The sequence below is a fragment of the Kribbella sandramycini genome (assembly GCF_013131805.1).
Taxonomy (GTDB): domain Bacteria; phylum Actinomycetota; class Actinomycetes; order Propionibacteriales; family Kribbellaceae; genus Kribbella; species Kribbella sandramycini.
The window spans coordinates 47,859-72,415 of sequence record NZ_JABJRC010000013.1; the positions used below are offsets into that span (position 1 = coordinate 47,859).

At 68.3% G+C, this 24,557-nt stretch carries 24 protein-coding genes; 9 read left to right on the forward strand and 15 right to left on the reverse strand.

The features are described from left to right. The first annotated feature begins 1 nt into the window (after window position 1). Window positions 2–520, forward strand: coding sequence for a molybdenum cofactor biosysynthesis protein (locus HPO96_RS35220; RefSeq protein WP_171678810.1), 519 nt, complete (start codon window positions 2–4; stop codon window positions 518–520). Here HPO96_RS35220 and HPO96_RS35225 read toward each other — a convergent pair. After that, complete coding sequence (locus HPO96_RS35225) at window positions 517–2,124, reverse strand: alpha/beta hydrolase (protein WP_171678811.1); 1,608 nt, start codon at window positions 2,122–2,124, stop codon at window positions 517–519. The two genes, HPO96_RS35220 and HPO96_RS35225, sit on opposite strands and share 4 nt — an antisense overlap. A 139-nt stretch (window positions 2,125–2,263) precedes the next feature. On the opposite strand from HPO96_RS35225, the gene HPO96_RS35230 reads away from it, so the two are divergent. Beyond that, the gene (locus HPO96_RS35230; protein ID WP_337796938.1) at window positions 2,264–2,965 is read left to right on the forward strand and encodes a class E sortase; all 702 of its coding nucleotides are present in this window, start codon (window positions 2,264–2,266) and stop codon (window positions 2,963–2,965) included. Here the strand turns inward: HPO96_RS35230 and HPO96_RS35235 are convergent, their stop codons facing one another. From HPO96_RS35235 to HPO96_RS35245, 3 genes are all read right to left on the reverse strand, one after another. Beyond that, a complete protein-coding gene (locus HPO96_RS35235; RefSeq protein ID WP_171678812.1) occupies window positions 2,966–4,117 on the reverse strand; it encodes an FAD-dependent monooxygenase in 1,152 nt (383 codons plus the stop codon). It abuts the gene before it with no gap. Continuing rightward, window positions 4,108–4,662: a TetR/AcrR family transcriptional regulator gene (locus HPO96_RS35240; RefSeq protein WP_202886810.1), complete on the reverse strand. Its 555-nt coding sequence runs from the start codon at window positions 4,660–4,662 to the stop codon at window positions 4,108–4,110. The genes HPO96_RS35235 and HPO96_RS35240 overlap by 10 nt, the downstream gene beginning before the upstream one ends. 79 nt (window positions 4,663–4,741) lie before the next feature. Further along, a complete protein-coding gene (locus HPO96_RS35245; protein WP_238355860.1) occupies window positions 4,742–5,107 on the reverse strand; it encodes a hypothetical protein in 366 nt (121 codons plus the stop codon). A 199-nt stretch (window positions 5,108–5,306) separates the two neighbouring features. Here HPO96_RS35245 and HPO96_RS35250 point away from each other — a divergent pair, with 199 nt between their 5' ends. Genes HPO96_RS35250 through HPO96_RS35260 form a run of 3 tightly spaced genes read left to right on the forward strand, consistent with a single transcriptional unit; the run spans window position 5,307 to window position 8,702 of the window. Then, complete coding sequence (locus tag HPO96_RS35250; RefSeq protein ID WP_171678815.1) at window positions 5,307–6,500, forward strand: neutral zinc metallopeptidase; 1,194 nt, start codon at window positions 5,307–5,309, stop codon at window positions 6,498–6,500. A gap of 40 nt (window positions 6,501–6,540) precedes the next feature. Continuing rightward, window positions 6,541–7,860 carry a neutral zinc metallopeptidase gene (locus HPO96_RS35255; RefSeq protein WP_171678816.1) on the forward strand — a complete coding sequence of 440 codons (1,320 nt, stop codon included), beginning with the start codon at window positions 6,541–6,543 and terminating at the stop codon, window positions 7,858–7,860. Continuing rightward, window positions 7,860–8,702, forward strand: coding sequence for a neutral zinc metallopeptidase (locus HPO96_RS35260; protein WP_171678817.1), 843 nt, complete (start codon window positions 7,860–7,862; stop codon window positions 8,700–8,702). The genes HPO96_RS35255 and HPO96_RS35260 overlap by 1 nt, the downstream gene beginning before the upstream one ends. Here HPO96_RS35260 and HPO96_RS35265 read toward each other — a convergent pair. Next, window positions 8,699–9,154 carry a GNAT family N-acetyltransferase gene (locus tag HPO96_RS35265; RefSeq protein ID WP_171678818.1) on the reverse strand — a complete coding sequence of 152 codons (456 nt, stop codon included), beginning with the start codon at window positions 9,152–9,154 and terminating at the stop codon, window positions 8,699–8,701. The two genes, HPO96_RS35260 and HPO96_RS35265, sit on opposite strands and share 4 nt — an antisense overlap. 178 nt (window positions 9,155–9,332) lie before the next feature. On the opposite strand from HPO96_RS35265, the gene HPO96_RS35270 reads away from it, so the two are divergent. Then, a complete protein-coding gene (locus tag HPO96_RS35270) occupies window positions 9,333–10,160 on the forward strand; it encodes a mechanosensitive ion channel family protein (RefSeq protein WP_171678819.1) in 828 nt (275 codons plus the stop codon). Window positions 10,161–10,216: 56 nt separating this feature from the next. Here HPO96_RS35270 and HPO96_RS35275 read toward each other — a convergent pair whose 3' ends face one another. Then, entirely contained in the window at window positions 10,217–10,741 is a 525-nt protein-coding gene (locus tag HPO96_RS35275) for a hypothetical protein (protein ID WP_171678820.1), read from the reverse strand. Window positions 10,742–10,828: 87 nt separating this feature from the next. Here HPO96_RS35275 and HPO96_RS35280 point away from each other — a divergent pair, with 87 nt between their 5' ends. Then, window positions 10,829–11,668: a hypothetical protein gene (locus HPO96_RS35280; protein WP_171678821.1), complete on the forward strand. Its 840-nt coding sequence runs from the start codon at window positions 10,829–10,831 to the stop codon at window positions 11,666–11,668. 57 nt (window positions 11,669–11,725) lie between these two features. Here HPO96_RS35280 and HPO96_RS35285 read toward each other — a convergent pair whose 3' ends face one another. The 6 genes from HPO96_RS35285 to HPO96_RS35310 are packed head-to-tail and all read right to left on the reverse strand — an operon-like array spanning window position 11,726 to window position 18,342. Next, a complete protein-coding gene (locus HPO96_RS35285) occupies window positions 11,726–12,733 on the reverse strand; it encodes an N-acetylglucosamine kinase (protein ID WP_171678822.1) in 1,008 nt (335 codons plus the stop codon). After that, on the reverse strand, window positions 12,730–13,986 hold the full coding sequence (locus tag HPO96_RS35290) for a 6-phospho-beta-glucosidase (RefSeq protein WP_171678823.1): 1,257 nt from the start codon (window positions 13,984–13,986) through the stop codon (window positions 12,730–12,732). The genes HPO96_RS35285 and HPO96_RS35290 overlap by 4 nt, the downstream gene beginning before the upstream one ends. Further along, the gene (locus HPO96_RS35295; protein WP_171678824.1) at window positions 13,983–14,867 is read right to left on the reverse strand and encodes a carbohydrate ABC transporter permease; all 885 of its coding nucleotides are present in this window, start codon (window positions 14,865–14,867) and stop codon (window positions 13,983–13,985) included. The genes HPO96_RS35290 and HPO96_RS35295 overlap by 4 nt, the downstream gene beginning before the upstream one ends. A gap of 13 nt (window positions 14,868–14,880) precedes the next feature. Beyond that, window positions 14,881–15,819 (reverse strand): carbohydrate ABC transporter permease, encoded by a 939-nt coding sequence (locus tag HPO96_RS35300; RefSeq protein ID WP_171678825.1) that lies wholly within the window; start codon window positions 15,817–15,819, stop codon window positions 14,881–14,883. Then, complete coding sequence (locus tag HPO96_RS35305) at window positions 15,816–17,144, reverse strand: ABC transporter substrate-binding protein (RefSeq protein WP_171678826.1); 1,329 nt, start codon at window positions 17,142–17,144, stop codon at window positions 15,816–15,818. The genes HPO96_RS35300 and HPO96_RS35305 overlap by 4 nt, the downstream gene beginning before the upstream one ends. Window positions 17,145–17,154: 10 nt before the next feature. Further along, window positions 17,155–18,342, reverse strand: a complete 1,188-nt coding sequence (locus tag HPO96_RS35310; RefSeq protein ID WP_171678827.1) for an ROK family transcriptional regulator — start codon at window positions 18,340–18,342, stop codon at window positions 17,155–17,157. A 206-nt stretch (window positions 18,343–18,548) separates the two neighbouring features. Between HPO96_RS35310 and HPO96_RS35315 the strand changes: the two genes are divergently transcribed. Continuing rightward, window positions 18,549–20,153 (forward strand): ABC transporter ATP-binding protein, encoded by a 1,605-nt coding sequence (locus tag HPO96_RS35315; protein ID WP_238355861.1) that lies wholly within the window; start codon window positions 18,549–18,551, stop codon window positions 20,151–20,153. Continuing rightward, on the forward strand, window positions 20,150–21,934 hold the full coding sequence (locus HPO96_RS35320; RefSeq protein WP_171678829.1) for an ABC transporter ATP-binding protein: 1,785 nt from the start codon (window positions 20,150–20,152) through the stop codon (window positions 21,932–21,934). The genes HPO96_RS35315 and HPO96_RS35320 overlap by 4 nt, the downstream gene beginning before the upstream one ends. Here HPO96_RS35320 and HPO96_RS35325 read toward each other — a convergent pair. Genes HPO96_RS35325 through HPO96_RS35335 form a run of 3 tightly spaced genes read right to left on the reverse strand, consistent with a single transcriptional unit; the run spans window position 21,882 to window position 24,520 of the window. Further along, the gene (locus HPO96_RS35325) at window positions 21,882–22,838 is read right to left on the reverse strand and encodes a DUF2891 family protein (RefSeq protein ID WP_171678830.1); all 957 of its coding nucleotides are present in this window, start codon (window positions 22,836–22,838) and stop codon (window positions 21,882–21,884) included. The two genes, HPO96_RS35320 and HPO96_RS35325, sit on opposite strands and share 53 nt — an antisense overlap. A 9-nt stretch (window positions 22,839–22,847) precedes the next feature. Beyond that, on the reverse strand, window positions 22,848–23,819 hold the full coding sequence (locus tag HPO96_RS35330; protein ID WP_171678831.1) for a 5-oxoproline transporter, DUF979 family subunit: 972 nt from the start codon (window positions 23,817–23,819) through the stop codon (window positions 22,848–22,850). Further along, the gene (locus tag HPO96_RS35335) at window positions 23,816–24,520 is read right to left on the reverse strand and encodes a 5-oxoproline transporter, DUF969 family subunit (protein WP_171678832.1); all 705 of its coding nucleotides are present in this window, start codon (window positions 24,518–24,520) and stop codon (window positions 23,816–23,818) included. Before HPO96_RS35335 ends, HPO96_RS35330 begins: the two co-directional genes overlap by 4 nt. Window positions 24,521–24,557: the final 37 nt, after the last annotated feature.

Below are 24,557 nucleotides of genomic sequence, written 5' to 3' on the forward strand. Positions count from 1 at the left end.
CGTGCGGACATCGGTCGAGATCGTCGCTCTGGTCGTCTCGCCCGTGCACGCCTTCGAAGGCCGCCCCGCCGACGGTCCCCGCCCCGACCCCGAGCCGATCAGCCGGACCGCGATCGAGATCCGCGCCGGTCTCGGCATCGTCGGCGACCGGTACTACGCGCAGCGCATCCACCGCAACGCCGCGATCACCTTCCTCGACGTCGCCTCCGTCGAAGCTCTGGGGCTCCTGACGCCGGCCGACCCGACGCTCCTCCGGCGCAACATCGTCCTCCGCGGCTTCCCCATCGACACTCTCGCCGCCCCGCCCGGCGCAATCACCCATCGGCGCTTCACGCTGGACTCGGGCGACGGGCCGGTGACCTTCGAGGCCCACCGACCCGCCAACCCTTGTGCCTGGATGAACGTCGTTCTCGCCCCTGGTGCGATGAAGGGGTTACGCGGCCGCGGCGGCGTCCGCACCACCCCGATCACCTCAGGCGCCTTACGTGTCGGCCCGGCCGAGCTCGACGTCCTCGACTAGCCGCCCGGTGGCGGCTGCGGCGGCATACCCGGTACCGACTTCTCCGCCGGCAGTTGGCCTGTCAACAGGAAGGTGTCGACCAGCTCGTCCACCCGGAGGTTCTTGTACGGCGGATTGCTCGCGTAGATCCCGTGCTGACCTTCGTCGGTCACGGTCAGCAGCCGCGAGTTCGCGAACCCGGCATGCGCTTCGAGCGCACCCTCGATCGGGGTCGCCGGATCACGTTCGGACTGGACGAGCAGCACCGGCGGCACGCCCTTGCCGTCGATCACCGGGAACTGCGTCGGCGGCCGGTTCCAGTACATGCACGGCTGCATGACCCACTGACCGCCGGCGAGCGTGAGTCCGTCGTCGAGGAACTGCTGGGACTGCTTGATGGCGCCGTCCTCGGTGGTCGGCCAGGGCCCGTCGTTGCAGAGGATCGACCAGAACGTCGACGGGTACGCGTCCGCGGCCATCGGTGCGGCCTGCAGATCGGTGTCGACGGCCTGCTGGCGCCGCTGGATCCGCTGGGCCGCCGCCGACTTGGCCGCTGCGGGCGCCGCGCTGGTCAGCGTGCGGATGTCGACCAGCATCGAAGCCGTTGTCGGGTACTGCGCCGTGTAGTAGATGCCGTCGCGGGCAAGCTGGTCGAAGGCATCCGGGGACAGACGGACGCCGTTGTAGACGATCGGCTTGGCCGCGATCACCTTGCGCATCTGCTCGAACTGCTGCCGTACGTCCTCGCTGGTCGTGCCGAAGCCGTACACCTTGTCGTACTTCGCCATCCAGGGCAGGAAGTCCACCCGCCACTTGCGTTCGTAGCCCATCGGCTGCCGGCGGAAGTTCTCCTCCCAGGAACCGGTGAAGCGGACGACGGAGTCCAGCGCGAAGTTGCCGACGCGTTTCGGGTAGGCCTGCGCGTAGTAGGCGCCGAGCCACGTTCCGCCGGACCAGCCGACGTAATTGATCTTCGGCCGGCGCAGCAGCACCCGGAGCAGGTCCATGTCCTTGATCGTCTGCAGCGTGCTGATCACCGGGCCGAGGTCGCCGGCATTGCGCTGGCACTCCTCGACGATGCCCTTGGTGTTGTTCAGGATCAGGCGCAGATTGGCGTCGGCGCGATCGCGCGAGTCGCCGCTCGCCATCCGGCCGAAGGCGCCACCGCAGCTGACATTGGTGCTGTGGCCGGTGCCGCGGACGTCGAAGCCGATCACCTCCTGCTCGGCCAGCAGCTCCTTCTGTCTGCGCAGCTTCGCGGCGAAGATCCGGCCGGGCTGACCGGGGCCGCCCGGGTTGATCACGACCGAGGCCTTGGCCACGCCGGTCGATGGCAGCCGGCTGATGGCGATCGTGAGCTCGCGCTTGTCGGCGAGGTTGTCCCAGTCGCGCGGCGTCCGGTAGGTGGCGCACTCCAGGTGTTCCGCACCGGCGGGCGGCGCGAACGGCAGCTCGTCGGCGCGACACAGGTGCCAGTCGAGCAGCTGGGCCGCGAAACGGTCGGGGATGGCGGTCGAGTTCAGCGGCAGAGTTTCGGCGCTGGGGGCCGCGGTCGCGGCCGGCGCCACTGGCAGCACGAGGCTGACGGCGATCGCCGACACCAGCGCTGCACGAATTTTCGGCATACGTCGTCCTTGGGAGGTTGGAAAACGGAGCCCTACGACTATCGGGAGCGGGGCCGGACGACAATCGTTACGGCCTGCATCGAATCGTTTCCATGGGCACTTTCGGGAGGTTTTCGGTGCGGCGGAATACCGTCGCAGGGTGAGGCTGGTCGGAGGATTTGTGCTGCTGTTGGCGGTGCTGGCGGGTTGTACGGACGCGCCGGTCGCTGCGCCGCGGTCAGAGGCGCCGCCGCCGGCTTCGGTCACCCCGGATCCGAGTACGCCGCCGCCCAGTACGCCGTCGCCCAGCAAACCGGCGCCCAGCAAATCGGCGCCGCGGACGCCGCGGCCGACCGGGCCGGTGACGATGAGCATCCCGGCGATCGGCGTCCAGGGCTTGCGAGTCGTGTACTACACCGGGACGGCGGACGATCGGCCCGGGACCGTGATCCAGGATCGGGGGGTGGCCGCGAGTCCGCGCGGGCGGGCCGGGGGTGTGGGCGCGGGGGAGATCGGCAACTTCATCATCACCGGGCATCGGGTGTCGCACGGGCGGCCGCTGGAGCGGGTGCCGGAGCTGAAGAACGGCGCACACGTGCTGATCACCGTCGGCGGGACGGTCTACGACTACGTCGTGAACGACACGATGACGATCTCGTTCCGCAAGCCGGCCGAGAAGGCGCAGCAGAATGCCGCGGTGCCCGGCCGGCCCGGCGTCCGGCCGACACAGGCGATGCTGACCATCTCGACCTGCGCCACCCCGGAAGACAATGCCGCCGGCAACTACTGGCGGGACGCGCTCGGCAACCCCGAGCATCGCATCAACAAGATTGCGAGGCTGACCGCGACGCGTCCGGCCTGATCAGCTCAGGTCGCGGATGAGAGTGGTGGATTTTCCGGCCAGGGCGGCCGGGATCCGGCGGCGGAGGACGGGGAGTTTGAGCGTCCGGAGCATCAACCGGCGGACGAGCAGTTGGGTGCGGGAGGCGGGCAGGAACCAGCGGGCGGCGGATCGGCCGACTTGTTGTTTCTCCTCGACGACCGGCCGCCAGATTCGTTCGTACGCGGTGAATGCGGCCTCGGGGGACTCCGCGCGGGCGAGTTCGCCGCCGAGGACGTAGGCGCCGGCGATCGCCAAGGATGCGCCCTGCCCGGCGAGCAGTGAGACCGCCTGGCAAGCGTCACCGACCAGGCCGACCCGTCCGTTGTGCCAGGTTGGCATGACGATCTGGGCCACTTGGTCGTAGTAGAGCTCGGGCGGGCAAGCAGCCAGCGCCTCCGGGACGACCCAGCCCAGCTCGCCGTACGCCGTCCGCATCGCCGTTTGCGCGTCTGTCGGCAGGGCTGGGTCGGTCGATCGGTGGACGCCGAAGGCGGCGACCCGGCCGTCGCGGAGCGGGTAACAGCCGAACTGGGCGCCGATCGTGTCGGTGAGGCAGAAGCGGCCGGCTACTCGGTCGCGGATCTGTGGGTCGTCGAATATGAACGCTGAGGTGTGGAAGCCGAGGTGCCGCAGGTACTGAGATTCCGGGCCGAAGGCGAGCTGGCGTACGGTGGAATGGATGCCGTCGGCACCGATCACCACGTCGCCTGCGAGCGTCGTCCCGTCCGCGAGTGTCACTTGGGGGCCGTCCGGATCCACCTCGACGACCGGAGCGCCGTACCGGATATTGATTGCTAACGGCAACTGATCGCGCAGGACGTGTTCCAGATCGGGGCGCATCAGGCTGAGGACTTCGCCGTCCGCGACCTGGGCGGTGTCGATACCGGCGCGGCGGCGACCACGTTCGTCGACCAGGACTGCTTCGGTGATCGGGTAGGCGATCTTGCGGAGTGCGGGGAGCAGGCCCAGCTCGCGCGCCGCGTCCAGCCCGGGGCCGAAGAAGTCGATCATGTAGCCCTCGTCGCGGGGGCTGGTGGATCGCTCGAGCAGGACCACCTCCTGACCGAGTGCGTGCAGCCGGTGTGCAAGGGCCAGGCCGGCCATGCCGGTGCCGCAGACGATCACTCGCATGGGATCACCACTCGACGGAGGACTGCGCCGACCTGGTCGTCGAGTGGGCCGAGACTGCGGTGCAGTAGCAGGCCGTCGACGGCGGCGGCCAGGATGGCGGCTGACGCGGCCGGATCGGCGACCTGATGAGCGGCGAGCCAGTCGGTGATCTGGGTGCGGAAGGCGGTCACGAGCCCGGCGATCCGGTCGCGGAGCTCGGGGTCGCGACCGGCGGCCAGGTAGGTCTCGACGAACAGCCGGGACATCGGGTCGGTCCCCGAGTACTGGTCGACGGAGGCGAGTAGGGCGTCGACGCCGTCCGCCGGGCTCGTCGCCACCGCGAAGACCTGTTGGGAGGTCTCCAGCACCTCCCGCATCGCGGTGACCGCGGCCTCGGACAACACGGCCTGGATCGACGGGAAGTGGTAATGCACCACGCTCGCGCTGACACCGGCGTGCTCCGCGAGGATGCGGGTACTCACCGCCGACCACCCGCGCTCCCCGATCAGCTCCGCCGCGGCGGTCAGCAGCCGCCGCCTGACCTGCTCGCCTTTCGTTACCGCCATGCGCATCTCCAGGGCGTTCGACCTGTACGATCGCCCTGATTCTAGTCCATGCCGATCGACGGTTGGGAAGCGCCCGGAGTTACTTGCGGCCGAACTTCCACCACTTCGGCTTGTTCGCGCGGATCTCGTCCGGCGTCAGCGGCGGCGGCACCGGCGGCCGCGACTCTTCGGTGAGGAAGTCGCCGGACTCCGTGTCGTACGGCGTCACCCCGAGCCGCCGGCTGATCTCCATCACGATCGGAATCGATCGCGCCCCGTCGTTCAGATAGAACGTGATGTCGCGGACCTCGATCCCCTTCCCGATCGTCATCTCGACATCGAACTCGTCACTGCGCAGCACCAGCCAGGACGGCTTGCTCACGTCCACCCCCGGCACCACCTCCCGGACGACGTCAACCACCTCACCCGACCGCCCCACCGACGGCGGCTCATACCCGTCCGGCATGTCCTCGAGGCGCCGCACGCCCCCTGGCCCTCGCACCGCATAAACAGCCCAGCTCATGACTCCAGCATCCCTCACGTCGTCCAGCCGGCCTTCAGCGGATGTCAAAAGGTGCAATTTGGTGGGGTTGGGGGTCTGGTCCGGTTTAGGATCAGCCGCCGGTTTGGGGGCCGGGGGTGAACGTTGAGAGGTTTGGGGAGAGATGGCTGAGCAGGACGGGCCACGGCCTGGGCATTTTCTGCCGGGTGGTGCGGGGAGCGGCGGCGAGGAGCAGGAGGGCGCGCTGCGCGGGTCCGCGCCGCTGGCGGCGCCTACTCCGCGCGTCGGGAAGCGTGCGGACAGCGACGGGCAGGCCGCGCCGCAGCTGCGGGGATCGCGGCTGGACGGGACCGGGTTGTCGGGGTCGCGGCTCGGGCCGCCGCCGGCCGATGATGTGGCGGCAGCGGCGTACCGGGCGGTTTTCCACCCGGAGCCGCTCGCGTTCGATCCGCACAAGAAGCGGTCCAAGGCGTTGATCGCGGCGATCGTGGTCGCGGTGCTGCTGGTGGTCGCGGGGTGTGTGTATGCGGGGACGAAGCTGCTGTCGGGGAGCGACGGCCTGTTCGCGAACCCGTTGACCTCGCCGTCGGTGAAGTCCGGTGAGGAGCCGGCCAAGCAGCAGCGCAAGCCGACGCCGGACGCCGACGTCCTGCGCAGCAACCCGCTCTACGCGGTCGGGCCGCTGGCGACCGTGCAGTGCCCCGAGCCGGCGTTCCGGCCGACGTCCAAGGAGAACGTCCAGGCCTACTACGAGGCGATGATCTCCTGCCTGGACAAGGCCTGGCAGCCGCTCGTCAGCAAGGCCGGGTTCGAGTTCCGGTCACCGCGGCTGATCGTCTTCGACGACGACCAGGAGACGGCGTGCGGCGTCCAGCGGAAGCTCGCGGTGTACTGCGCGGACGAGCAGGGCGGCAGCGTCACGATGCCCTGGCAGGACGAGGTCGACCTCTACCCGAAGAATCGGGCCGGCATCCGGGTCTCGATGGCGCAGGCGATCGGCTACGTGTACGGCGTCCACCTGCAGAACCTGACCGGCATCTTCGAGTCGTCGGCCAACGTCGGCGACGGCGCCGCGAACAAGGCCGCCGAGCTCGAGCAGGACCGGCGGCAGGCGCTGCAGGCCTATTGCTTCTCCGCGACCTTCTTCGGTGCGGCCAAGGCGAGCTTCCCGCTGCGCAACGAGCTGCTGCGGCAGTGGAACCAGCAGATCAAGAACGGCGGCGACGAGCGCAAACAGGGCAAGGTCCGCGACCACGGCTCGGCCAAGAGCCTCGCACTGTGGATGAACCGGGGCTTCGCCAAGACCGACCCCGGCGTCTGCAACACCTTCACGGCGGCGGCCGGCCAGGTCGGTTGAGTTATGTTACGGGCACTGCGACGAGCGATAGGGACGAGCAATGCCTGAGGAAACGCCCGACGACGGTGTGAGCACACCGCCTGCCGGAGGTACGCCGACGCCCAGCGGGGAGACCCCCGCCGTCTCGGAGGGCGGCGCCGCGCGCCCCGACGCCAGCCGCCGTCAGCAACCACTGGAGCTCGGCAAGGCCCGCGCCCTCTCCGACCCCGGCGAGTCGGCCCTCCGTCGAAGCGCCCGCCCGCTCCCGGCCGACCCCGAAGCCACGTCCGACTACAGCGGCCCCCCACCGGCCCCCCTGACCGGAGCCCCCCTCCCACCCCTCACCGGCGGCCGCCGCCCCGGCGGCTCCCGCCCAGTCGGCTGGCACTCCCCGTCGTCCCGCACCGGCGCCCAGTTCGCCTCCGACGGCCCACCCGCCCCACCCCCACGCCAATACTCCAAAGCCGTCATCGCCGGCCTCTCCGCCCTCACCCTGATCGCAACCGCCGCCGTCGGCACCGCCGTCTACAAAGCCATCAGCACCTACGACAGCGACGTCGACAGCCCCCTCTCCCGCCCCTCCGTCCACAAATCCCCAGCCCCCATCCCCACCCTCCCCGACCCCACCGTCACAGTCACCGTCCCCGGCGTCCCGGACGCGGTGCGGCTACAGAAGAACGAGCTCTACAAAGCCGGCAAACTAGCCGCCGCCAACTGCACGGAGCCGACGGTCAAACCGAACTCCCAATCCAACATCCTCAAGTACTACAAGGGATTGTTGCCGTGCCTCGACGCGGCGTGGCAGCCGCTGATCGAGAAGGCCGGATACAAGTTCACCTCACCCAAGCTGCAGTTGCAGAGCAAGAAACCGACGGGCACCGGCGCGGCCGAGTGCGCCGGCGAGGAGAACGTCGCCTTCTACTGCAGCGTCGACGACAGCATCAACATCAGCTGGAAGAACGACCTCGAGCGCTACCAGGAGGCTCCGCTCGAGGCCCGGACCTGGATGATGTCCACGATGGCGCACGAGTACGGTCACCACGTCCAGGAGATGACCGAGATGCTGACCGCGGTCTGGTCACGCCAGGGCTGGGCCAAGACCGAGGTGGAGGAGCTCGAGTGGTCCCGTCGGCGCGAGTTGCAGGCGAGCTGCTTCGGCGCCGTCTTCCTCGGCTCGAACAAGTCCACCCTCGGCCTGACCGGCAACCGGCTGCGGATCTGGGAGTACCAGACCAAGAACAGCGGTGACGAGTTCAACCCGAAGAAGATCCGCGACCACGGCTCCAAGAAGAACCAGTGGTACTGGGAAGGCCCCGCCTTCAAGTCCGCCAACCCCGCCTCCTGCAACACCTTCACCGCCCCGGCTGCGCGCGTGAGCTGATGATGCGCTGGGGGATCGGTCTGGTGGTGCTGGCGGTGGGCGCCGGGTGTGCGACGACGACGTCGTCCCCGCCGGTTGTCAGTGCGCCGACGGTGAGCCCTGCTTCAACGCCGAAGGTGACACCGACTGCGACCAGGACCGTGCCGCAGTCGCCGGCCGTGAACAAGTTGTACGCGGCGGGGCGGGTGGGGGTGGCTCGGTGCGTGTTGCCGGAGAGTGCGCGCGACAAGGACGAGCTGCAGGCTTATGCGCGGGGGATGGTCGCGTGTATGAATCGGGCCTGGGATCCGGTGATGAAACGGGCCAAGGCCCGTTTCTGGCCGGTGACCAGTGTGTACGCGTACGACCTCCGCAAGCCGACGGCCGAGTGCGGACTGCCGGCCGCGAACATGGCCGCGTTCTACCGCGACGGCCTGATCTGCTTCGAGTGGAAGAAGTTCGCCGACGGCGAGCCGATGCGCGACCTGGTCGACCTCGAGCAGTTGATCGCCCACGAGTACGGCCACCACGTCCAGAACCTGGCCGGCATCCTCCAGGCGAACCGCGCCCGCAAGGCTCCCTCCAAGGCCGTCGAGCTGGAGAACGAGCGGCGTAAGGAGCTTCAGGCCAGCTGTCTTGGCGCGGCCTTTCTTGGCGCCAATCGGGTCGCCTTCAAGCTCACCGGGCGCCGGCTCGCCACCTGGAAGTCGATCGTTCGGCATGTGGGCGACGAGAACAACACGCTCAAGATTCGCGACCACGGCTCCTACAAGTCGCACGCCTACTGGACCATCCCTGCCTTCGCGGCCGCCTCGCCCGGTGCCTGCAACACCTTCACTGCCGCGCCGAAGCGGGTCAGTTAGAGGGGGAGTTTGAAGCCTTCGTGGGATTGGTCGAAGCCTAGGTTGAGGTAGAAGCGGTGGGCTTCGGTGCGGGTTTTGTCGGAGGTGAGTTGGAGGAGGGTGGCGCCGCGGGTGCGGGCTTCGGCGATGGCCCAGTGGATGAGGGTGGTGCCGAGGCCTTGGCCGCGGGCGGGGGCGGCGACGCGGACGGCTTCGACGAGGGCCCGGGTGGCGCCGCGGCGGGAGAGGCCGGGGACGAAGGTGAGCTGGAGGGTGCCGAGCAGGGTGTCGTTGCGTTCGGCAACGGCGAGGAACTGGTTGGGGTCGGCATCGATCGCGGCGAAGGCCTGCTGGTACGGCGTCAGGTCGGCGGGGGACTCGCGGGTGGCGCCGAGCGGGTCGTCGGCGAGCATTGCGAGGATGCCGGGGACGTCGGCGGCGGTGGCGCGGCGGATCACGAGGTCGGCGGTCATGGGTGCAGTTTATGCAGAGACTTTTCGTTGTAATCCAACGATTACCCGGGTGTGACGACCGTTTGCCCTGAGCAACGAGGGGAACGGGTGATACTAGACACCACTGCATCCGCCCGTGGCCGGAGTCGTGTGCGGTGCTGCGCGACGGCGGGTGCGGGCCAGTCGGAAGGAAAGTCCGATGAGTCCGTTAGCGATCGACTTCACCCAGCCGTTCGAGGACGCGTTCAGCAAGTTGCTCGGGTTCATCCCGAACCTGCTCGGCGGCCTGGTCATCCTGGTGGTCGGCTACTTCGTCGCCAAGGTGCTCGGGAAGCTGGTGGGGAAGCTGCTCGGCCGGGTCGGCTTCGACCAGTGGATGGAACGCGCCGGAGTCTCCGGGGTGCTGCAGCGGTCCGGCACGGGGCTGACCGCTTCGGCGATGCTCGGCAAGGTCGTGTTCTGGTTCGTGTTCCTGATCAGCTTCACGATGTTCGCCTCGGCGCTCGGCGTGCCGGAGATCTCGGCGTTCATGAGCGACATGCTCGGCTACATTCCGCGGATCTTCGCGGCGATCGTGATCATCTGCCTGGCCGCGCTGTTCGCGAACTTCCTGGCCGCGATCATCCGGGGCGCGACGGGGAACGAGACACTCGCCAAGGTCGGTAAGTACGCGATCCTGGTGTACGCCGCCTTCGCCGCGCTGACCCAGCTGGGGATCGCCGTCCAGCTGACCGGGAACACCCTGCTGATCGTGCTCGCCGGCGCCGCGCTCGCGCTCGGTCTTGCGTTCGGCCTGGGCGGCCGCGAGATGGCCGGCCGCGCGTTGAACAACCTGTTCAGCAAGGACAACATCAAGCCGGCCGCATCTAACGGGACGGCGGCCAACGGGTCGAACGGTACGGCGTACCAGGACCCGCAGTACCCGGCGACGGCCGACCCGCAGTACCCGGCCGCGCAGGGTGCTCAGCAGGGCGGCTGGTCGAACGGCACACCCCAGAACGGGAACTGGCAGGGCGGACAGCACTAACCAGTTCTCCTCAAGGGCGGGCGGCAACTCCACAGAGTTGCCGCCCGTTGCCGTGCCTACTGGGAATCAGGCCCCGAGCGACGCACGTCCTCGACCTTGGTCAGCGCCTCGCGCAGATCGGCCAGCCAGGTGTCCGAGTGTTGCGCGACGAGCTTCACGCACCACGCCAGCGCATCGCTGCGCGACCGCGCGACACCGGCGTCCACCAGCGTGTCGAGCACCTGCCGCTCCGGCTGCCGCAACCGCGTCATCACCGGCGCCGACAGCGACGTGAAGACCTTGCGAGTCTCGCCGACCTCCAGCCCCCACGCGACCTTACGCCGCGTCGCGTGCTCCAGCTCCCGCGCGATCTCGATCCGGCGCTCCCGGGTTTCCTCCCGGAACTGCTTGATCCGCCCCTCTACGGCAGCCGACTTCTCCGCGGCACTCACCTCGCCGCTCTGCTCAGGCGCCGCCACCCGACCCACGATCAGGATCTCGTCCCGATCGATCGTCAGCTCCGGCGCCCCCTCGAACCACTCACCCGGCAAGCGACCGGTCAACCAGCCCCTTACCCTCGCGACATCCGACTCTGTACTCATGTAATCATGATTACACACTTACTCAAGAACACTTCACGGAGAACGCAAAAGCTGGTTCAGGCCACAATCCTCGATGAGGCTGACCGGATGACCTCGTCCCGAACGATGCTCGCCGGCGGCCTTCTGCTCGCCGCCCTTGTCGTCCCCACCGCCCCGGCCCAGGCCGCCGTCCCCGACCTTCAACTCGTCAGCCGGACCGTCGGTCCCGCGTCGACGCAGTCCCAGACCGTCATCGCCGACTGCCCGCTCGGCCGTTCGATCCTCGGCGCGGGCGCCGAGTTGGTCGGTGCCCGCGGTCAGGCCGGCGTTTCGACCTACACCCAGTTCGAGCGCGAGTGGGGCTCGGCGGACGCCGACGAGGACGCGGACGGGACGCCGAACGCGTGGAGCCTGACGGCGTTCGCGATCTGCACGTCCGGTCCGCACCGGCAGTCGCTCGGCGAGTTCTCGGCGTACGACTCGTCGCCGCAGAAGGCGGTCACAGTGCGCTGCCCGGCGGGCACCGTCACCACCGGTGCGGGCGCGGGCGTCTCCAGCGGCGGCCAACTGGTCCTGGACGACGCTGCCCCGAGTGCTGACCTCACCAGCGTCACAGTCGACGTTTTCGAGGCGCAGGGCGGCCGGGTCGACTCCTGGATGGTCAACGCGGCAGCCCGCTGTGGAGCGCCGCTGCCGGGCCTTCAGCGCGTCGCAGCGACCTCAGCTACGGACTCCGCCGTCAGCAAGAGCGTCACGGCTACCTGCCCGGCGGGTAAGAAGGTCGTCGGCACCGGCCATGAGATCGCCAACGGCAAGGGTCAGGTGGTGCTGGACGACGTAGTGCCCAGCTCTGACCTGTCCTCGGTCCGGGCCGAGGCGTTCGAGGACCAGGACGGCACGACCAACGCCTGGTCGATCACGGCCTACGCGGTGTGCGCGACGGCGTAACAGGGGACAGGCGGTTCGGTCCGGTAACGGGGCCTGGGCCGAACCGCCTGCGGTCGCCTATGCGGCAGGGGATGACGCGTAGGCGGATCTGAGGGTGAGGTGTGCGGAGGCTTCGGCGTGGGTGTGGTCCAGGCCGAGAAGCGCCGCACCTACTACTGGCGGTACGTCGATCACGCGCGCGACCGCCTTCGGAGCGGCCGCCTGGAGCAGACGGATCACCGTCTCCATCAACAGCGGGTGGCCGGCGGTCAGAACGCCGCCGCCGAGGATGACGTCGGTCGGCTCGTCCAGGATGTCCAGCCGGCGCATGGCCACGACAGCCATCGTGACGACCTCTTCGGCCTGCCGGTGCACCACACTGCGTGCGATGGCGTCGCCTGCCGCGGCTACCTGGAACAGCACCGGCCCTGCCTCGAGACGCCGGTTGTACGGGATGTCGCCGAGGTGCAGCGCCTCGATCAGCGCGGTCACCGAGTCGACGCCGTAGTGCGCCGGCAGTACGGTTGCGAGCGCAGTCGCCGGGCCGCGCCCGTCGTCCGCACGTGCTGCGGCCGAGAACGCCTCGTCAGCCAGCTGTGCGCCACCACCCCAGTCGCCGGAGATCTTTCCGACGGCTGGGAAGCGCGCAGTACGACCGTCCGGCAGCAGGCCGGCGCAGTTGATCCCGGCGCCGCACACCACTGCCACACCGCGCGGTTCGTCCACGCCGGAGCGCAGCAGCGCAAAGGTGTCGTTGGTGACGTACACCGACTCCGCCCAGCCGAACGACTCGAACGCGATACTGAGCCGCTCCTCCTCGATCGGGAGGTCGGCGTTCGCCAGACAGGCCGAGATCTGTTGCACCAGAGGACGCCCGCCCAATGCCAGACCCGCAGCGGCGGCTGCAGCCCGCACCAGCGGCTCCAGCCCGGCCACTGCGGCGTCGGCACCGATCACGTGCGGCTCGAAGCCGCCACCGCGGGCGGTGCCCAGCACTCGGCCGTCCGCTGACACCAGCGCGACGTCCGTCTTGCTGTTGCCGGCATCGAAGGCGAGGACGCCGCCGGGCACCTGTGCGGTGCTCATTGCGCCCACGGCAGATGCGCCTTGTTATGGGCGATCAGCTTGTCGGTGAGCTGCTCGGCGATCGAGATCTGCCCGACCAGCGGGTGCGCCAGCAGCGCCTCGAAGACGCGCTCCCGGCCGCCCTTGATGGCCGCCTGCAGAGCCAGATCCTCGTACGCCGTCACGTGCGCGATCAGACCGGCGTACAGCGGCTCCAGCGGCGACACCGCGACCGGCATGGCGCCGTCCGCGCCAACCGTCGCCGGGACCTCGATGACGGCGTCGTCGGCCAGGAACGGGAACGTGCCGTCGTTCAGCGTGTTCACGACCTGTACGTCGCCGACGTCGTTCAGCAGCGACGACGCCAGGTCCACAGCGGCTTCGGAGTAGTACGCACCGCCGCGCTTCTCGAGCAGGGCAGGCTTCTCGTCGAGCTGTGGGTCGGCGTACATCTCCAGCAGCTGGGTTTCCAACGCGGCCACCTCCGCAGCGCGCGACGGCTTGGTCAGGAGCTCCTGCACCACCTCGTCGTGCTGGTAGAAGTAGCGCAGGTAGTACGACGGTACGACACCCAGCTGCAGCAGCAACTCGGCCGGAAGCTTCAGATCCGCAGCCAGCTCGGCCACGTGCCCTTCGAACAGCTTCGGCAGCATGTCCTCACCATTGACGCGGACTGCGCGCTCCCAGGTGAGGTGGTTCAGGCCGACGTGGTCCAGCTGCACCTCACTCGGCTGGACGCCCAGCAGCTTCGCGAACCGCCGCTGGAAGCCGATGGCCACGTTGCACAGCCCGACCGCCTTGTGACCGTGCGACAGCAGCGCCCGGGTCACGATGCCGACCGGGTTGGTGAAGTCGATGATCCAGGCGTTCGGGTTGGTCTTGCGGACCCGCTCGGCGATGTCCAGCACCACCGGCACCGTCCGCAGCGCCTTGGCCAGACCACCGGCCCCCGTCGTCTCCTGTCCGACACAGCCGCACTCCAGCGGCCAGGTCTCGTCTTCGTTGCGTGCCGCCTGCCCGCCGACCCGCAGCTGCAGCAGTACGGCGTCCGCACCGTCGATTCCGGCGTCGACGTCGGTGGTGGTGACGACGCGCCCGGGGTGACCTTGTTTCGCGAAGATCCGCTCCGCGAGCCCGCCGACGAGTTTCAGGCGGTCCTCGGCCGGGTCGACCAGGACCAGCTCGGTCACCGGCAGCGTGTCACGCAGCCGGGCGAAACCGTCGACGAGTTCGGGAGTGTAGGTGGATCCGCCGCCTACGACTGTGAGTTTCAACCTTTGACCCCTGTGAGTGTGACGCCTTCGATGAAGGCCTTCTGAGCGAAGAAGAACAAGATGATCACCGGGGCCATCACCAGCAAGGTGGCGGCCATGGTGAGGTTCCAGTTGGTGTGGTGCGCGCCCTTGAAGGATTCCAGGCCGTAGCTGAGGGTCCAGGCGGCCGGATTCTCGCTGGCGTAGATCTGCGGGCCGAAGTAGTCGTTCCAGCAGTAGAAGAACTGGAACAGCGCGACCGCCGCGATGGCCGGGCGGGCCATCGGCAGCACGATCCGGACCAGGGCCTTGAACTCGCCGCAGCCGTCGACCTTGGCGGCGTCCACGTAGTCCTTCGGGATCGTCAGCAGGAACTGGCGAAGCAGGAAGATCGAGAACGCGTCGGTGAAGGCCATCGGTATGATCAGCGGCCACAGCGTCCCGGACAGCTGCAGCTCCTTGGCCCAGAACAGGTACATCGGGACGATGACCACCTGGGGCGGGAGCATCATCGTCGCGATCACCAGCATCAGCGCGACGTTGCGGCCGCGGAACTTGAACCGCGCCAGCGCGTAGGCCACCGGGATACTCGACACCAGCGTGAAGGTGGTGCCGAGGACGGCGTACATCAAGGTGTTCTTCCACCAGGTCAGGAAGCCCGGGGTGTTCCAGACCGTCTTGAGGTTCTCCCAGTGCCAGGTGTCCGGCCAGAGGTCCCGGGTGAGGGCCTGCTGGTCGGACATCAGCGCGGTGAGTGCGACGAACACGAACGGGAGGACGAAGAACAGCGCGGCCGCGATGGCGAGCGAATGCACGGCGACCCAGTGCAGGAAGCGCGTCCGCCGGGCCTCACGGCCGGCCGTGCTGAGGGTGACCGGAGAGGTCAGGGTGGTGCTTGTCATGACGAGACCCCTTTCAGTCGTTACCGAGGAAGCCGCTGCGGCGGCGCATCAGGATGGCGGTGAAGAGCATGGCCAGCGCGAACAGCACGAGCGCGACCACCGAGGCGCCACCGGTGTCGAACCGCTGGAAGCCGAGGTTGTAGACGAGCTGCGGCAAGGTCAGCGTGGACTTCTCCGGGTAGCCGGGCTCGAACTGCTGGCCCGAGCCGCCGATCACGCCGCTCGCCACTTTTCCGGCCACCAAGGGTTGCGTGTAGTACTGCATGGTCGCGATCACGCCGGTGACGACCGCGAACAGCACGATCGGCGAGATGTTCGGCAGCGTGACGAACCAGAACCGCTGCCACGCGCCGGCGCCGTCCAGCGACGCCGCCTCGTACTGCTCCAGCGGGACGTCGAGCAGCGACGCCATGAAGATCACCATCAGGTCGCCGATCCCCCACAGCGCCAGCAGCGTCAGCGCCGGCTTCGACCACGCCGGGTCGTTGAACCAGCCGGGCTGCGGGAGCCCGATCGCGCCGAGGATGTTGTTCGCCGGACCGGTGCCCGGGTTGAGCAGGAAGACGAACGACATCGTCGCCGCGACCGGCGGCGCCAGGTAAGGCAGGTAGAAGGCGGTGCGGAAGAAACCCGCACCGGTCTTCACCTTGGTGATGAGCATCCCGATCCCGAGCCCGAACACGACGCGCAGCGAGACCATCACGATCACGAGCCAGAGCGTGTTGCGCAGCGCCGGCCAGAAGAACGGGTAGTCCGAGAAGACGTAACTCCAGTTCTTCAGGCCGGTCCAGACCGGCGGCGTGAACCCGTCGTACCGCATGAAGCTGAAGTAGACGGTCGAGATCAGCGGGTAGAGGAAGAAGACGCTGACCCCGATCAGCCAGGGCGACAGGAACGCTACGGTGCGCAGCGCGTCCTGACGATGCTTGCGTCGCAGTCCGGGTGACGTCATCGGCTCTGGGCCAGATCCTTGTCGATCTGCTCGTCGGTCTTCTTCAGACCGGCGGCCAGGTCCGGCACCTTGCCGGCCTCGTGCTGGTAGGCGAAGCCCTGGAAGGTGAGCTGGTACGCGCCGCCGTTCGGGCTGGCCGGTGTCGTGTTGCTCTTCGGGTGCTGGGCGATGTCCAGGAAGACCTTGAAGTTCTCGTCGACCTTCAGGTTCGGCGACTTCAGCGCCTCCAGCGTCGACGGGATGTTGCGGATGCCGTTGGAGAAGTTGACCACGGCCTCGGTGTCGGTGGTCATGTACTTGACCAGCTCCCAGGCGGCGTTCTGCTTGGTGCTCGGGGTGGCGATACCGATGATCGTGCCGGCCAGGTAGCCCTTGCCGTAGCTGTCGGCCTGGTCGTCCGGCACCGGGAACGGCGCGACGCCGATGTCGAACTTCACGCCCGCGTCCTTGGCCATCCCGAGCCGCCACTCACCGTCGATCGACATCACCGTCTGACCGGTGTGGAACGGGTTCTTCGCGCCCCACTCGTCGCCGAAGGTGTTGCGGTACTTCTCCAGCTTGGCGTAGCCGCCGAGCGATTCGACCAGGTTCTTCTGCCACTTCAGCATGTTCGCGAACGCCGGGTCGCCGGCCAGGTTCGACTTGCCCTCGGGGGTCAGGTACGTCGGGTTCCACATCGCGGCGAAGTGACCGGTGGTCGACTCGTAGCCGTGGAAGTTCGGCATGAAGCCGAGCTGGGAGTAGGTGTCGCCCTTCTCCTTGGTCAGCTGCTTGGCGATCTTGTCGAACTCCGACAGCGTCTTCGGCGGCGCGGTGATCCCGGCGGCCTTGAACGCGTCCTTGTTGTAGTACAGGCCGTAGGCGTCGTTCAGCAGCGGCAGCGCGCAGCGCTTGCCCTCGTACTGCGTGTAGTCCTGCAGCGCCTTCGGGAACGTCTTGTCGACGTCGATCCCGGACTTGTCCAGGAACGGCTTCAGGTCCGCGAACACGTTCGAGGTGCAGAACGAGCCGACGTTGTCGGTGGTGAACGAGGAGACGACGTCGGGGGAGTTCGGGCCGCCGGCGCGCAGCGCCTGCTTGATCTTGTCGTCGTTGATGTTGCCGACGACCTTGACCTTGATATTCGGATGCTTCGCCTCGAACGCCTTCACGTTGGCGTCGATCGCGGCGGCTTCGCTGGGTGCGCTCCAGCCGTGCCAGAAGGTGATGGTCACGGGCTTGGTGGCGTCGTCGTTGGCCTGCGGGGCCGGCGACGAACCGGTGCAGGCGGTGGCCAGGAGGGCCACCGCGGCGGTGCCGATGGCGGCGAGAGACAGGCGTTGCATCCGTTGACTCCTAGGGGATGGGTGGACTTGCGGTGTCGAAGACTTCGTCGCGGGTGGTGCTCAGGGCGGACTGCAGTGCACCCGACAGAACTGGGTCCGTGTGGATCGCGGTCATCAGCAACCGCGGCCGGGGGACGGCGAGACCGGCCAGCTCGTCCTGGACCAGGCCGCGCAGGCGCTCGCCACCGGCGGTGATCACACCGCCGGCGAGCACGATCAGCTCCGGGTCGACGACCGCGACGATCGCGGCCAGACCGACGGCGAGCCGATGGGCGAACTCGTTCAGGACGGCGTCGCCGGCGTCCTGACCATGTAGTGCGGCGGCGATCGCCGCCTCCGGCGTCCGGGCCTTGAGGCCGTGCGACCGGGCCAGGTTCAGGACCGGTTCGCCACCGGCCAGCTCCTGGAAACCTCCCGCGTTGTTGCGGCCGACGTTGCGCACCAGCGGCGTCCCGGGCAGCGGCATGAACGCGACCTCGCCGGCGCCGCCGGTCGCGCCGCGGTGCAGCCGGCCGTTCACGACGATCGCGGCGCCGATACCTTCCTCGCCCCATAGCAGCACGAAATTGTCGCTGTCCTGGGCATGGCCGATCTGGCGCTCGGCGACGGCGGCCATGTTGACGTCGTTGTCGACCTCGAGCGGCGCCTCGATCGCGGAGGCCAGCTCGTCGAGCAGGTGCGGCGCGTGCCAGCCGGGCAGGTGGGTCGCGTACCGCAGGCGGCCGGTCGTCGGGTCGAAACCACCGGGGGTGCCGATCGCGACCCGGTGCAGCCGCGCCCGGTTCAGGCCGGCCTCGCCGGCGGCGCCGTCGAGGGCTTTGATGACCCGCTCGACGGTGCCCTTGGCGCTGCGGCCCGGCGTGGGCAGCTCGTAGCGGCCGACGACCTTGCCGGTGATGTCGGCGATCGCGGACCGGATCCGGGCCGGGGTGACGTCGAGACCGGCGACGTACGCGATCCCGCCGTTGATCTCGTAGAGCTGGGCGTTCGGGCCGGGCCGGCCGGCTGTGGTGCCGCTGGCGCGGACCAGGTTGGCGGCCTCGAGGCGCGCCAGCAGCTGGGAGGCCGTCGGCTTGGACAGGCCGGTCAGGTGTCCCAGCGTGGTGCGGGACAGCGGGCCTTGCGAGAGCAGCAGGTCCAGGGCGGCCCGGTCGTTCATCGCGCGGAGCAGCCGGGGTGTTCCAGGTGTTGTCGCCATGGGATAACCCTGCCTCCCCTCGCGGTTCTCGTGGCGTCGGCTCGCTGCGTAAGACGCAATCGAGTCAACTGTTAGGAAACTTTCCTATTACCGCGAGACCGTACGGTGCTCGATCCCAGGTGTCAATCACTGACAATCAGTTAGGGTTACCTAATATGTCGACAGGAGAGTTGCTGAGGCGGGCGATCCGGCGGCACCGGGGGCGGATGACGGTCGGAATCCTGCTGACAGCGCTGCATCAGGCCACCGAGGCCGCGGTGCCGGTGACGATCGGCATCTTCGTGGACCAGGCCGTCGCGAGCGGAGAGCTGATGCCGCTGGTGTGGTGCGTGGTGATGCTGTTCGCGTTGTTCGCCGTGCTGTCGAACGCCTGGAAGCTGGGGGCGCGGCAGATCGTGCGGGCGATCGAGTTCGAGACGCACGAGCTGCGGCTGGAGATCGCGCAGCGGGTCCTCGACCCGCGCGGGCAGCGGACCGGGCTGCGATCCGGTGAGCTCTTGTCGATCGCGACGTCCGATGCGGAGAAGGCCGCTCTGGTGATGCGGGCGCTATCGCTCGGCTGTGCCGCGGGGACGGCGTTGCTGGTCTCGTCGGTCTCCCTGTTGCTGGTCGACGTCCCGCTCGGCATCGGCGTGCTCATCGGCGTACCGCTGGTGGTGCTGGGGATTCAGGGCTTGTCGCCGCTGCTGACTCGGCGTACGTCGACGCAGCAGGAGGCGGTCGCGCAGACGACAGCGCTGGCGACTGACCTGGTTGGCGGCCTGCGCACGTTGCGGGGGATCGGTGCGCAGCACAACGCGGCAGCGCGGTACCGGCGGTCCAGTCAGGACACTCTGCGCGCCACTCTGCGGGCTGTGTCCACAGCTGGTCTGCAGGACGGCGTGAGCATCGCGCTGAGCGGTTTGCTGCTCGCTGCGGTGGCTGGCGTCGCTGGTTGGTTCGCGCTGAATGGGCGGATCAGCATTGGTGAGTTGATCACTGTGGTCGGGCTGGCGCAGTTCATCGCCGAGCCGGTCGGCACGCTCGGATATGCCAGCCAGGTGCTTGCGGGGTCCCGCGCGTCCGCCGGCCGCCTCGCTTCGGTGCTGTCCTCACCTCCGCTGGTCGAGTCCGGTACGACGACTGTCGTCGACCCGGCGCAGCCGTTGCTCCAGCTGGATGGCGTGTCCTACAAGACGTTGGCGGACGTCGACCTGACGTTGCGGCCCGGTGAGTCGGTTGGCGTCCTCTGTTACGACCCACGGGACGCGGACGCGTTGCTGACCGTCGTGGCTGGTCGAGCGCTGGAGTACTCCGGTGCGGTTCGTGTTGGCGGTACGGCGATTGACGAGCTGGACATCGACGTACTGCGGAACACCGTGCTGCTGGAGCGACACGAGACCGACCTGTTCGAGGGGACGCTGCGGACCAACCTGCTGGTCGAGTCGCCGTCGCTGGAGCGGGTCATGACGGCCGCTGGTGCTGCCGATCTGATCGAGGAGCTGGACCGGCCGTTGGCCGACCGTGGGCAGGCCTTGTCTGGTGGGCAACGCCAGCGCCTCGGTCTTGCCCGCGCGCTGCTCGCCGAACCGCCGCTGCTGGTCCTACACGACCCCAGTACGGCGGTCGATGCCGTCACTGAGGAGCTGCTCGCGGAAGGGCTGGCTGAAGTCCGCTCTGGGCTGACGACGCTCGTACTGACGAGCAGCCCGGCTCTGCTCGGGAAGATGGACCGGGTGGTCGTGTTGGCCGACGGTGCGGTGGTGACCGAGGGCGCGCACGCTGAGCTCGCTGAGACGGATGCGACGTACCAGGAAGCGGTGCTCCGATGAATCTGTTGCCGATTGCCGGCCCGCGGGCCACGTGGTCGCTGCTGTGGAGCGAGATCCGCAAGCTGCCGGTTCTGTCGATTGTTGCGGCGATCGTGATTACTGGCGGCAGTGCGGCCGGCCTGGTCGCGCCGTGGGCGCTGGGCGTTCTCGTCGACGACATCTCTGGTGGTGCCGATCGGTCCGCGATCGTCCAGGTGGTGCTGCTGATCGGCGGTGCTGCATTGCTGACCGGTCTGCTGACTGCGCTTGGCGTCCTGCTCGTTGCGCGAGTGGGGGAGACGGTTCTCGCGCGCATCCGGGAGAAGGTGCTCGACCGCGTTCTGCAGTTGCCGGCACCGGTGCTCGACAAGGTGCGCACAGGTGACCTGCTGTCCCGTGTTGGTGACGACGTGGCCACTGTGGCATCCGCGCTGACTGATGTCGGGCCGATGCTCCTCGGTGCCGCGCTAACCATCATTCTGACGGTCGGTGGGCTGTTTGCCCTCGACTGGCGGCTTGGTCTGGCTGGTCTGCTCGCGGTGCCGATGTATATCTGGGCTCTGCGTTGGTATCTGCCGCGTTCAGCGCCGTTCTACAGCCAGGAGCGCGTCGCGATGGGCGAGCGGTCCGAGGCGATCATCGCGTCACTGCGCGGCAGTGCGACCGTTCGCGCGTACCAGCTGGAGGACGTGCAGCTGGCGAAGATCGATGCCACCTCCGCGAACGCCCGTGATCTGTCGATCCGCGTGTTCCGCTACTTCAGCTTCTTCACCTCGCGGATCAACCACGCCGAGTTCACCGGGCTGGCAGGCATCTTGGTCGCGGGCTTCTTCCTGGTTCGGGCGGATGCGGTGACGATCGGTGCGGTGACGGCCGCGGCGCTGTACTTCCACCGGTTGTTCAACCCGATCGGCGCCGTCCTGATGCTGTTCGACGAGGTGCAGACGGCTGCCGCCGGTATGGCCCGGCTGGCTGGTGTGCTGGAGATGGAGCAGATCACGGCGCCGCCACCCGGGGCTGGGCCGGCCGATGCGTCGATCGAGTTGGTGGGGATCGGGCACGCGTACGACGGGCCGCTCGTCGTTGATGGGGTATCGCTACGGCTGGAGCCGGGTGAGCGGGTTGCGCTCGTCGGGGCCAGCGGCGCTGGGAAGACCACGCTGGCGGCGCTGGCGGCCGGCGTACTGACTCCGACTGCCGGCGTGGTGAAGCTGGGTGGTGTGGACGTGCAGGCGCTTGGTGAGGACCGGACGCGTGCACAGGTTGCTCTGCTGAGCCAGGAGGTTCACGTCTTCTCTGGGACGCTGGCGGAGGACGTCCGGCTGGCACGGCCCGAAGCGACTGACGCTGCGATCGAAGCGGCGCTGGAAACCGTCGGTGCGCTGGCCTGGGTACGGGCGCTTCCGGATGGGCTGGAGACCGTTGTCGGTGAAGAAGGGCATCAGCTGACGGGTGCACAGTCGCAGCAGCTCGCGTTTGCGCGTCTGGTACTGGCTGACCCGCCAGTCGCCGTACTCGATGAGGCGACCGCGGAGGCCGGCAGCGCCGGCGCGCGTGAGCTTGAACGCGCCAGCGTGGCCGCAACCGCTGGGCGGACGACGCTGATCGTCGCGCACCGACTCACCCAGGCAGAGCAGGCAGACCGGATCGTCGTCCTCGACCACGGTCGAGTGGTTGAGACCGGAACTCACACGGCTCTGCTGGCCAGCGGCGGCCGCTATGCCCAGTTGTGGCACAGCTGGACGGGCTTCAAGCCTGGTGAGCCAGGAGGGCGAACGACACCAGCCAATGCGTCGACATGAAGTCGCCTTCGGTGACAGTTGGCAGCACGGGCTCGATCTGACGGTCGGCGCCGGCGCGCAGGATGTCGGCGACGTCCGGAAGGCTCGGTGCGAGCGTGCGGAGCTGCCAGGCGCGGGATAGCGCCAGACCGGACAGGTGGGCGAGCTGCCCGTCGCCGGAGTCATCGGTGACCGGAAGCTCCAGTAAATGCTGGTGATTCGTGCTGCCCAGGCCGGGGAGAAAGGCGGGCAACCAGTCGGCGAACTGCTCTGGGCTGAGGACACGTCGCATCAGCTCGGCTTCCGACAGCGCCGGCGACAGGAAGTCGGTGCCGGACGGTTCGAAGCGCGTGTCGTACGCCGAGTCCCGGCCGAACCAATCGAGCGCACGGGCCCGGACTGCGTCCACCACATCGCTACGGCCGAGTTCGGCGTACGCCTCGATCAGTAGGGAGAGGGCGAAGGCTGAGTTGAGGTGAGCGCCGTGCCGGACCGGGTACGCCTGGCGAGGCAGCCAGTCCAGCACCAGATCGGCGATCACATCACCGAGTGGCTTCAACGGCCAGCGGTCGTGGCCGGCCGCGACCAGCATCGCCGCCCACGCCCAGCCGTACGGACGCTCGTACGACGGGCGGTCGCGCAGGTACGCCGCCTCGGTCGCGATCGCCTCTGGTGTCAGCCGCTCGTTGAGCAGTTCGAGCGGCCGAGGGCCGACCTGGTCCGGCGCCAAGGTCAGCAACCGGACCAGCGACCACTGCATGTGCGCGCTGGAGTGCCAGTCGTAGGACCCGTGGAACGCGGGGTGCAGGCGCTCCGGGGTCACATCGACGTCATCTGGTCCTTTCGAGGCGTGCGCGGCGCCGTACGGGTATGGCGTCTCGAGGACCTCGCAGGCGATGGCGGACCAGCTGGCGGCGTACTCCATCAGGGCTCCTTAGAAGGCGAAGACGTACATCAGGGCGATGTTGCAGCCCAGCAAGGGGATTGCGGTCGGGATCTGGGCCTTGATCGGGCCGTACTGGTCCTTCATCTCCAGTAGGGCTGCTGGGACCAGGTTGAAGTTGGCGGCCATCGGTGTGCAGAGAGTGCCGCAGAAGCCGGCCAGCATGCCGATGGCGAACACGATCGCCGGCGTCCCGTTGAACTGCTCGACCAACAGCGGCCAGCCGACCGCTGCCGTCATCACTGGGAACGCTGCGAACGCGTTGCCCATGATGATCGTGAACACCGCCATACCGATGCAGTAGAGGGCGACTGCGGCGATCAGAGAACCCTTGGGGACCAGATGGTCTGTGACGCGGCCGACTGCTTTGCCGACACCGGAGGCGTTGAACAGCAGGCCCAGTGTGGCCAGCATCTGCGGCAGAATCGCCGCCCAGCCGATGTGCTCCAGCAATCGGCGTCCTTCGTGCAGGGGCACTGCGGGTGAGCGTGGGCGCAATAGCGCCATGCCGACGGCCAGTGCGAGCAGTGAGGCGACGCCGAGACCGATGATCGTGGCCGAGCCGGTCTGCAGCAGCGGCTTGCCGTCACCGAGTTTCACCTTGGCCAGCCAGGCGCCGAAGAGGGCTGCGACGACCGGAATCACCAGTGCGGGCAGAAAGAGCTTGTTGCCGAACCGGTCGGCGAACTGGATTCGCTGTGCGGGTGTCGTCGTCCGCTCCTGGCCTTTGCCGGGGAAACCGGAGCCGGCCAGCACTGCAAGGCCGATGACCGCAATACCAAGCAGCCAGGCCGGAGCCTGCTTGTTGACCACGAACGTGCCGTAGCCGAACGAGATGCCGAGGATACCCCAGAAGACCGCGGAGCCGATCCGCTTCGGGTTGCTGCGGTCGTTGAGCACCTGCAGCGCGATCAGCACGAAGAAGATCCCGCAGAGCCAGTAGAACCACTCGACCTTGATCACTTGGCCACCTCCGGCTTCGCCTCGGCCTTGGCGGTCGCCGCGAGGTTGTCGAGCTGGCGATCGAGATAGAGCAACCGGGCGCCGTGGATGAGCAACGCGCAGATACCGGTCGGGATCGCCCAGAGCGCGATGTCGATCGCCTCCAGTTGCAACCCGTACGTCGCGTCGACGAAACCGGTGATCAGCAGGATCGAGCCGATCGCGACGAAGATGTCCTCGCCGAAGAACAGCCCGACCGTGTCGGCGCTGGCCGCGAAGCCCTTGATCTTCTCCTGCAGTTTCTCCGGGAGTTTGCCGTAGCGGCGTTCGGCGGCGCCGGCGGCCATCGGGTACACCAGCGGCCGGACCGCCTGCGCGGGCCCGCCGATACTGGTCAGACCGAGCGCGGCCGTGCCCTGCCGGATCAGCAGGTAGACGGCCAGCAGCCGGCCGGTCGTGACGACCGCGAGTTTGCCGATCAGCTTGCGGGCCTGCTGCTGCAGGCCGTACCGCTCGATCAGCCCGATCACGGGCAGCGTGACGATGAAGACGGTGACGGAACGGCTGCCGGCGAACCCCTCGCCGAACGCGTTCAGGATCTTGACCGGCGACAGACCGCCGATCAGCCCGGCGACGATCCCGGCCGCGGTGACGACCAGCATCGAGTTCAGCCGGAGCGCGAATCCGACGACGACCACCGCGATGGCGAGCAGAACCCACATGGTTCCTCCCAGGGACGGACGGTGCGATTCACGTCAC

Bases quoted from the DNA above. Each gene is read 5' to 3' on its own strand.
- HPO96_RS35310 (WP_171678827.1), bottom strand. From the start codon at position 18,342: ATGGCGACAACACCTGGAACACCCCGGCTGCTCCGCGCGATGAACGAC.
- HPO96_RS35235 (WP_171678812.1), bottom strand. From the start codon at position 4,117: ATGCGAGTGATCGTCTGCGGCACCGGCATGGCCGGCCTGGCCCTTGCA.
- HPO96_RS35280 (WP_171678821.1), top strand. From the start codon at position 10,829: ATGACCTCGTCCCGAACGATGCTCGCCGGCGGCCTTCTGCTCGCCGCC.
- HPO96_RS35250 (WP_171678815.1), top strand. From the start codon at position 5,307: ATGGCTGAGCAGGACGGGCCACGGCCTGGGCATTTTCTGCCGGGTGGT.
- HPO96_RS35295 (WP_171678824.1), bottom strand. From the start codon at position 14,867: ATGACAAGCACCACCCTGACCTCTCCGGTCACCCTCAGCACGGCCGGC.
- HPO96_RS35255 (WP_171678816.1), top strand. From the start codon at position 6,541: ATGCCTGAGGAAACGCCCGACGACGGTGTGAGCACACCGCCTGCCGGA.
- HPO96_RS35285 (WP_171678822.1), bottom strand. From the start codon at position 12,733: ATGAGCACCGCACAGGTGCCCGGCGGCGTCCTCGCCTTCGATGCCGGC.
- HPO96_RS35270 (WP_171678819.1), top strand. From the start codon at position 9,333: ATGAGTCCGTTAGCGATCGACTTCACCCAGCCGTTCGAGGACGCGTTC.
- HPO96_RS35240 (WP_202886810.1), bottom strand. From the start codon at position 4,662: ATGGCGGTAACGAAAGGCGAGCAGGTCAGGCGGCGGCTGCTGACCGCC.
- HPO96_RS35300 (WP_171678825.1), bottom strand. From the start codon at position 15,819: ATGACGTCACCCGGACTGCGACGCAAGCATCGTCAGGACGCGCTGCGC.
- HPO96_RS35225 (WP_171678811.1), bottom strand. From the start codon at position 2,124: ATGCCGAAAATTCGTGCAGCGCTGGTGTCGGCGATCGCCGTCAGCCTC.
- HPO96_RS35320 (WP_171678829.1), top strand. From the start codon at position 20,150: ATGAATCTGTTGCCGATTGCCGGCCCGCGGGCCACGTGGTCGCTGCTG.
- HPO96_RS35260 (WP_171678817.1), top strand. From the start codon at position 7,860: ATGATGCGCTGGGGGATCGGTCTGGTGGTGCTGGCGGTGGGCGCCGGG.
- HPO96_RS35315 (WP_238355861.1), top strand. From the start codon at position 18,549: ATGACGGTCGGAATCCTGCTGACAGCGCTGCATCAGGCCACCGAGGCC.
- HPO96_RS35325 (WP_171678830.1), bottom strand. From the start codon at position 22,838: ATGGAGTACGCCGCCAGCTGGTCCGCCATCGCCTGCGAGGTCCTCGAG.
- HPO96_RS35265 (WP_171678818.1), bottom strand. From the start codon at position 9,154: ATGACCGCCGACCTCGTGATCCGCCGCGCCACCGCCGCCGACGTCCCC.
- HPO96_RS35275 (WP_171678820.1), bottom strand. From the start codon at position 10,741: ATGAGTACAGAGTCGGATGTCGCGAGGGTAAGGGGCTGGTTGACCGGT.
- HPO96_RS35245 (WP_238355860.1), bottom strand. From the start codon at position 5,107: ATGCCGGACGGGTATGAGCCGCCGTCGGTGGGGCGGTCGGGTGAGGTG.
- HPO96_RS35305 (WP_171678826.1), bottom strand. From the start codon at position 17,144: ATGCAACGCCTGTCTCTCGCCGCCATCGGCACCGCCGCGGTGGCCCTC.
- HPO96_RS35335 (WP_171678832.1), bottom strand. From the start codon at position 24,520: ATGTGGGTTCTGCTCGCCATCGCGGTGGTCGTCGTCGGATTCGCGCTC.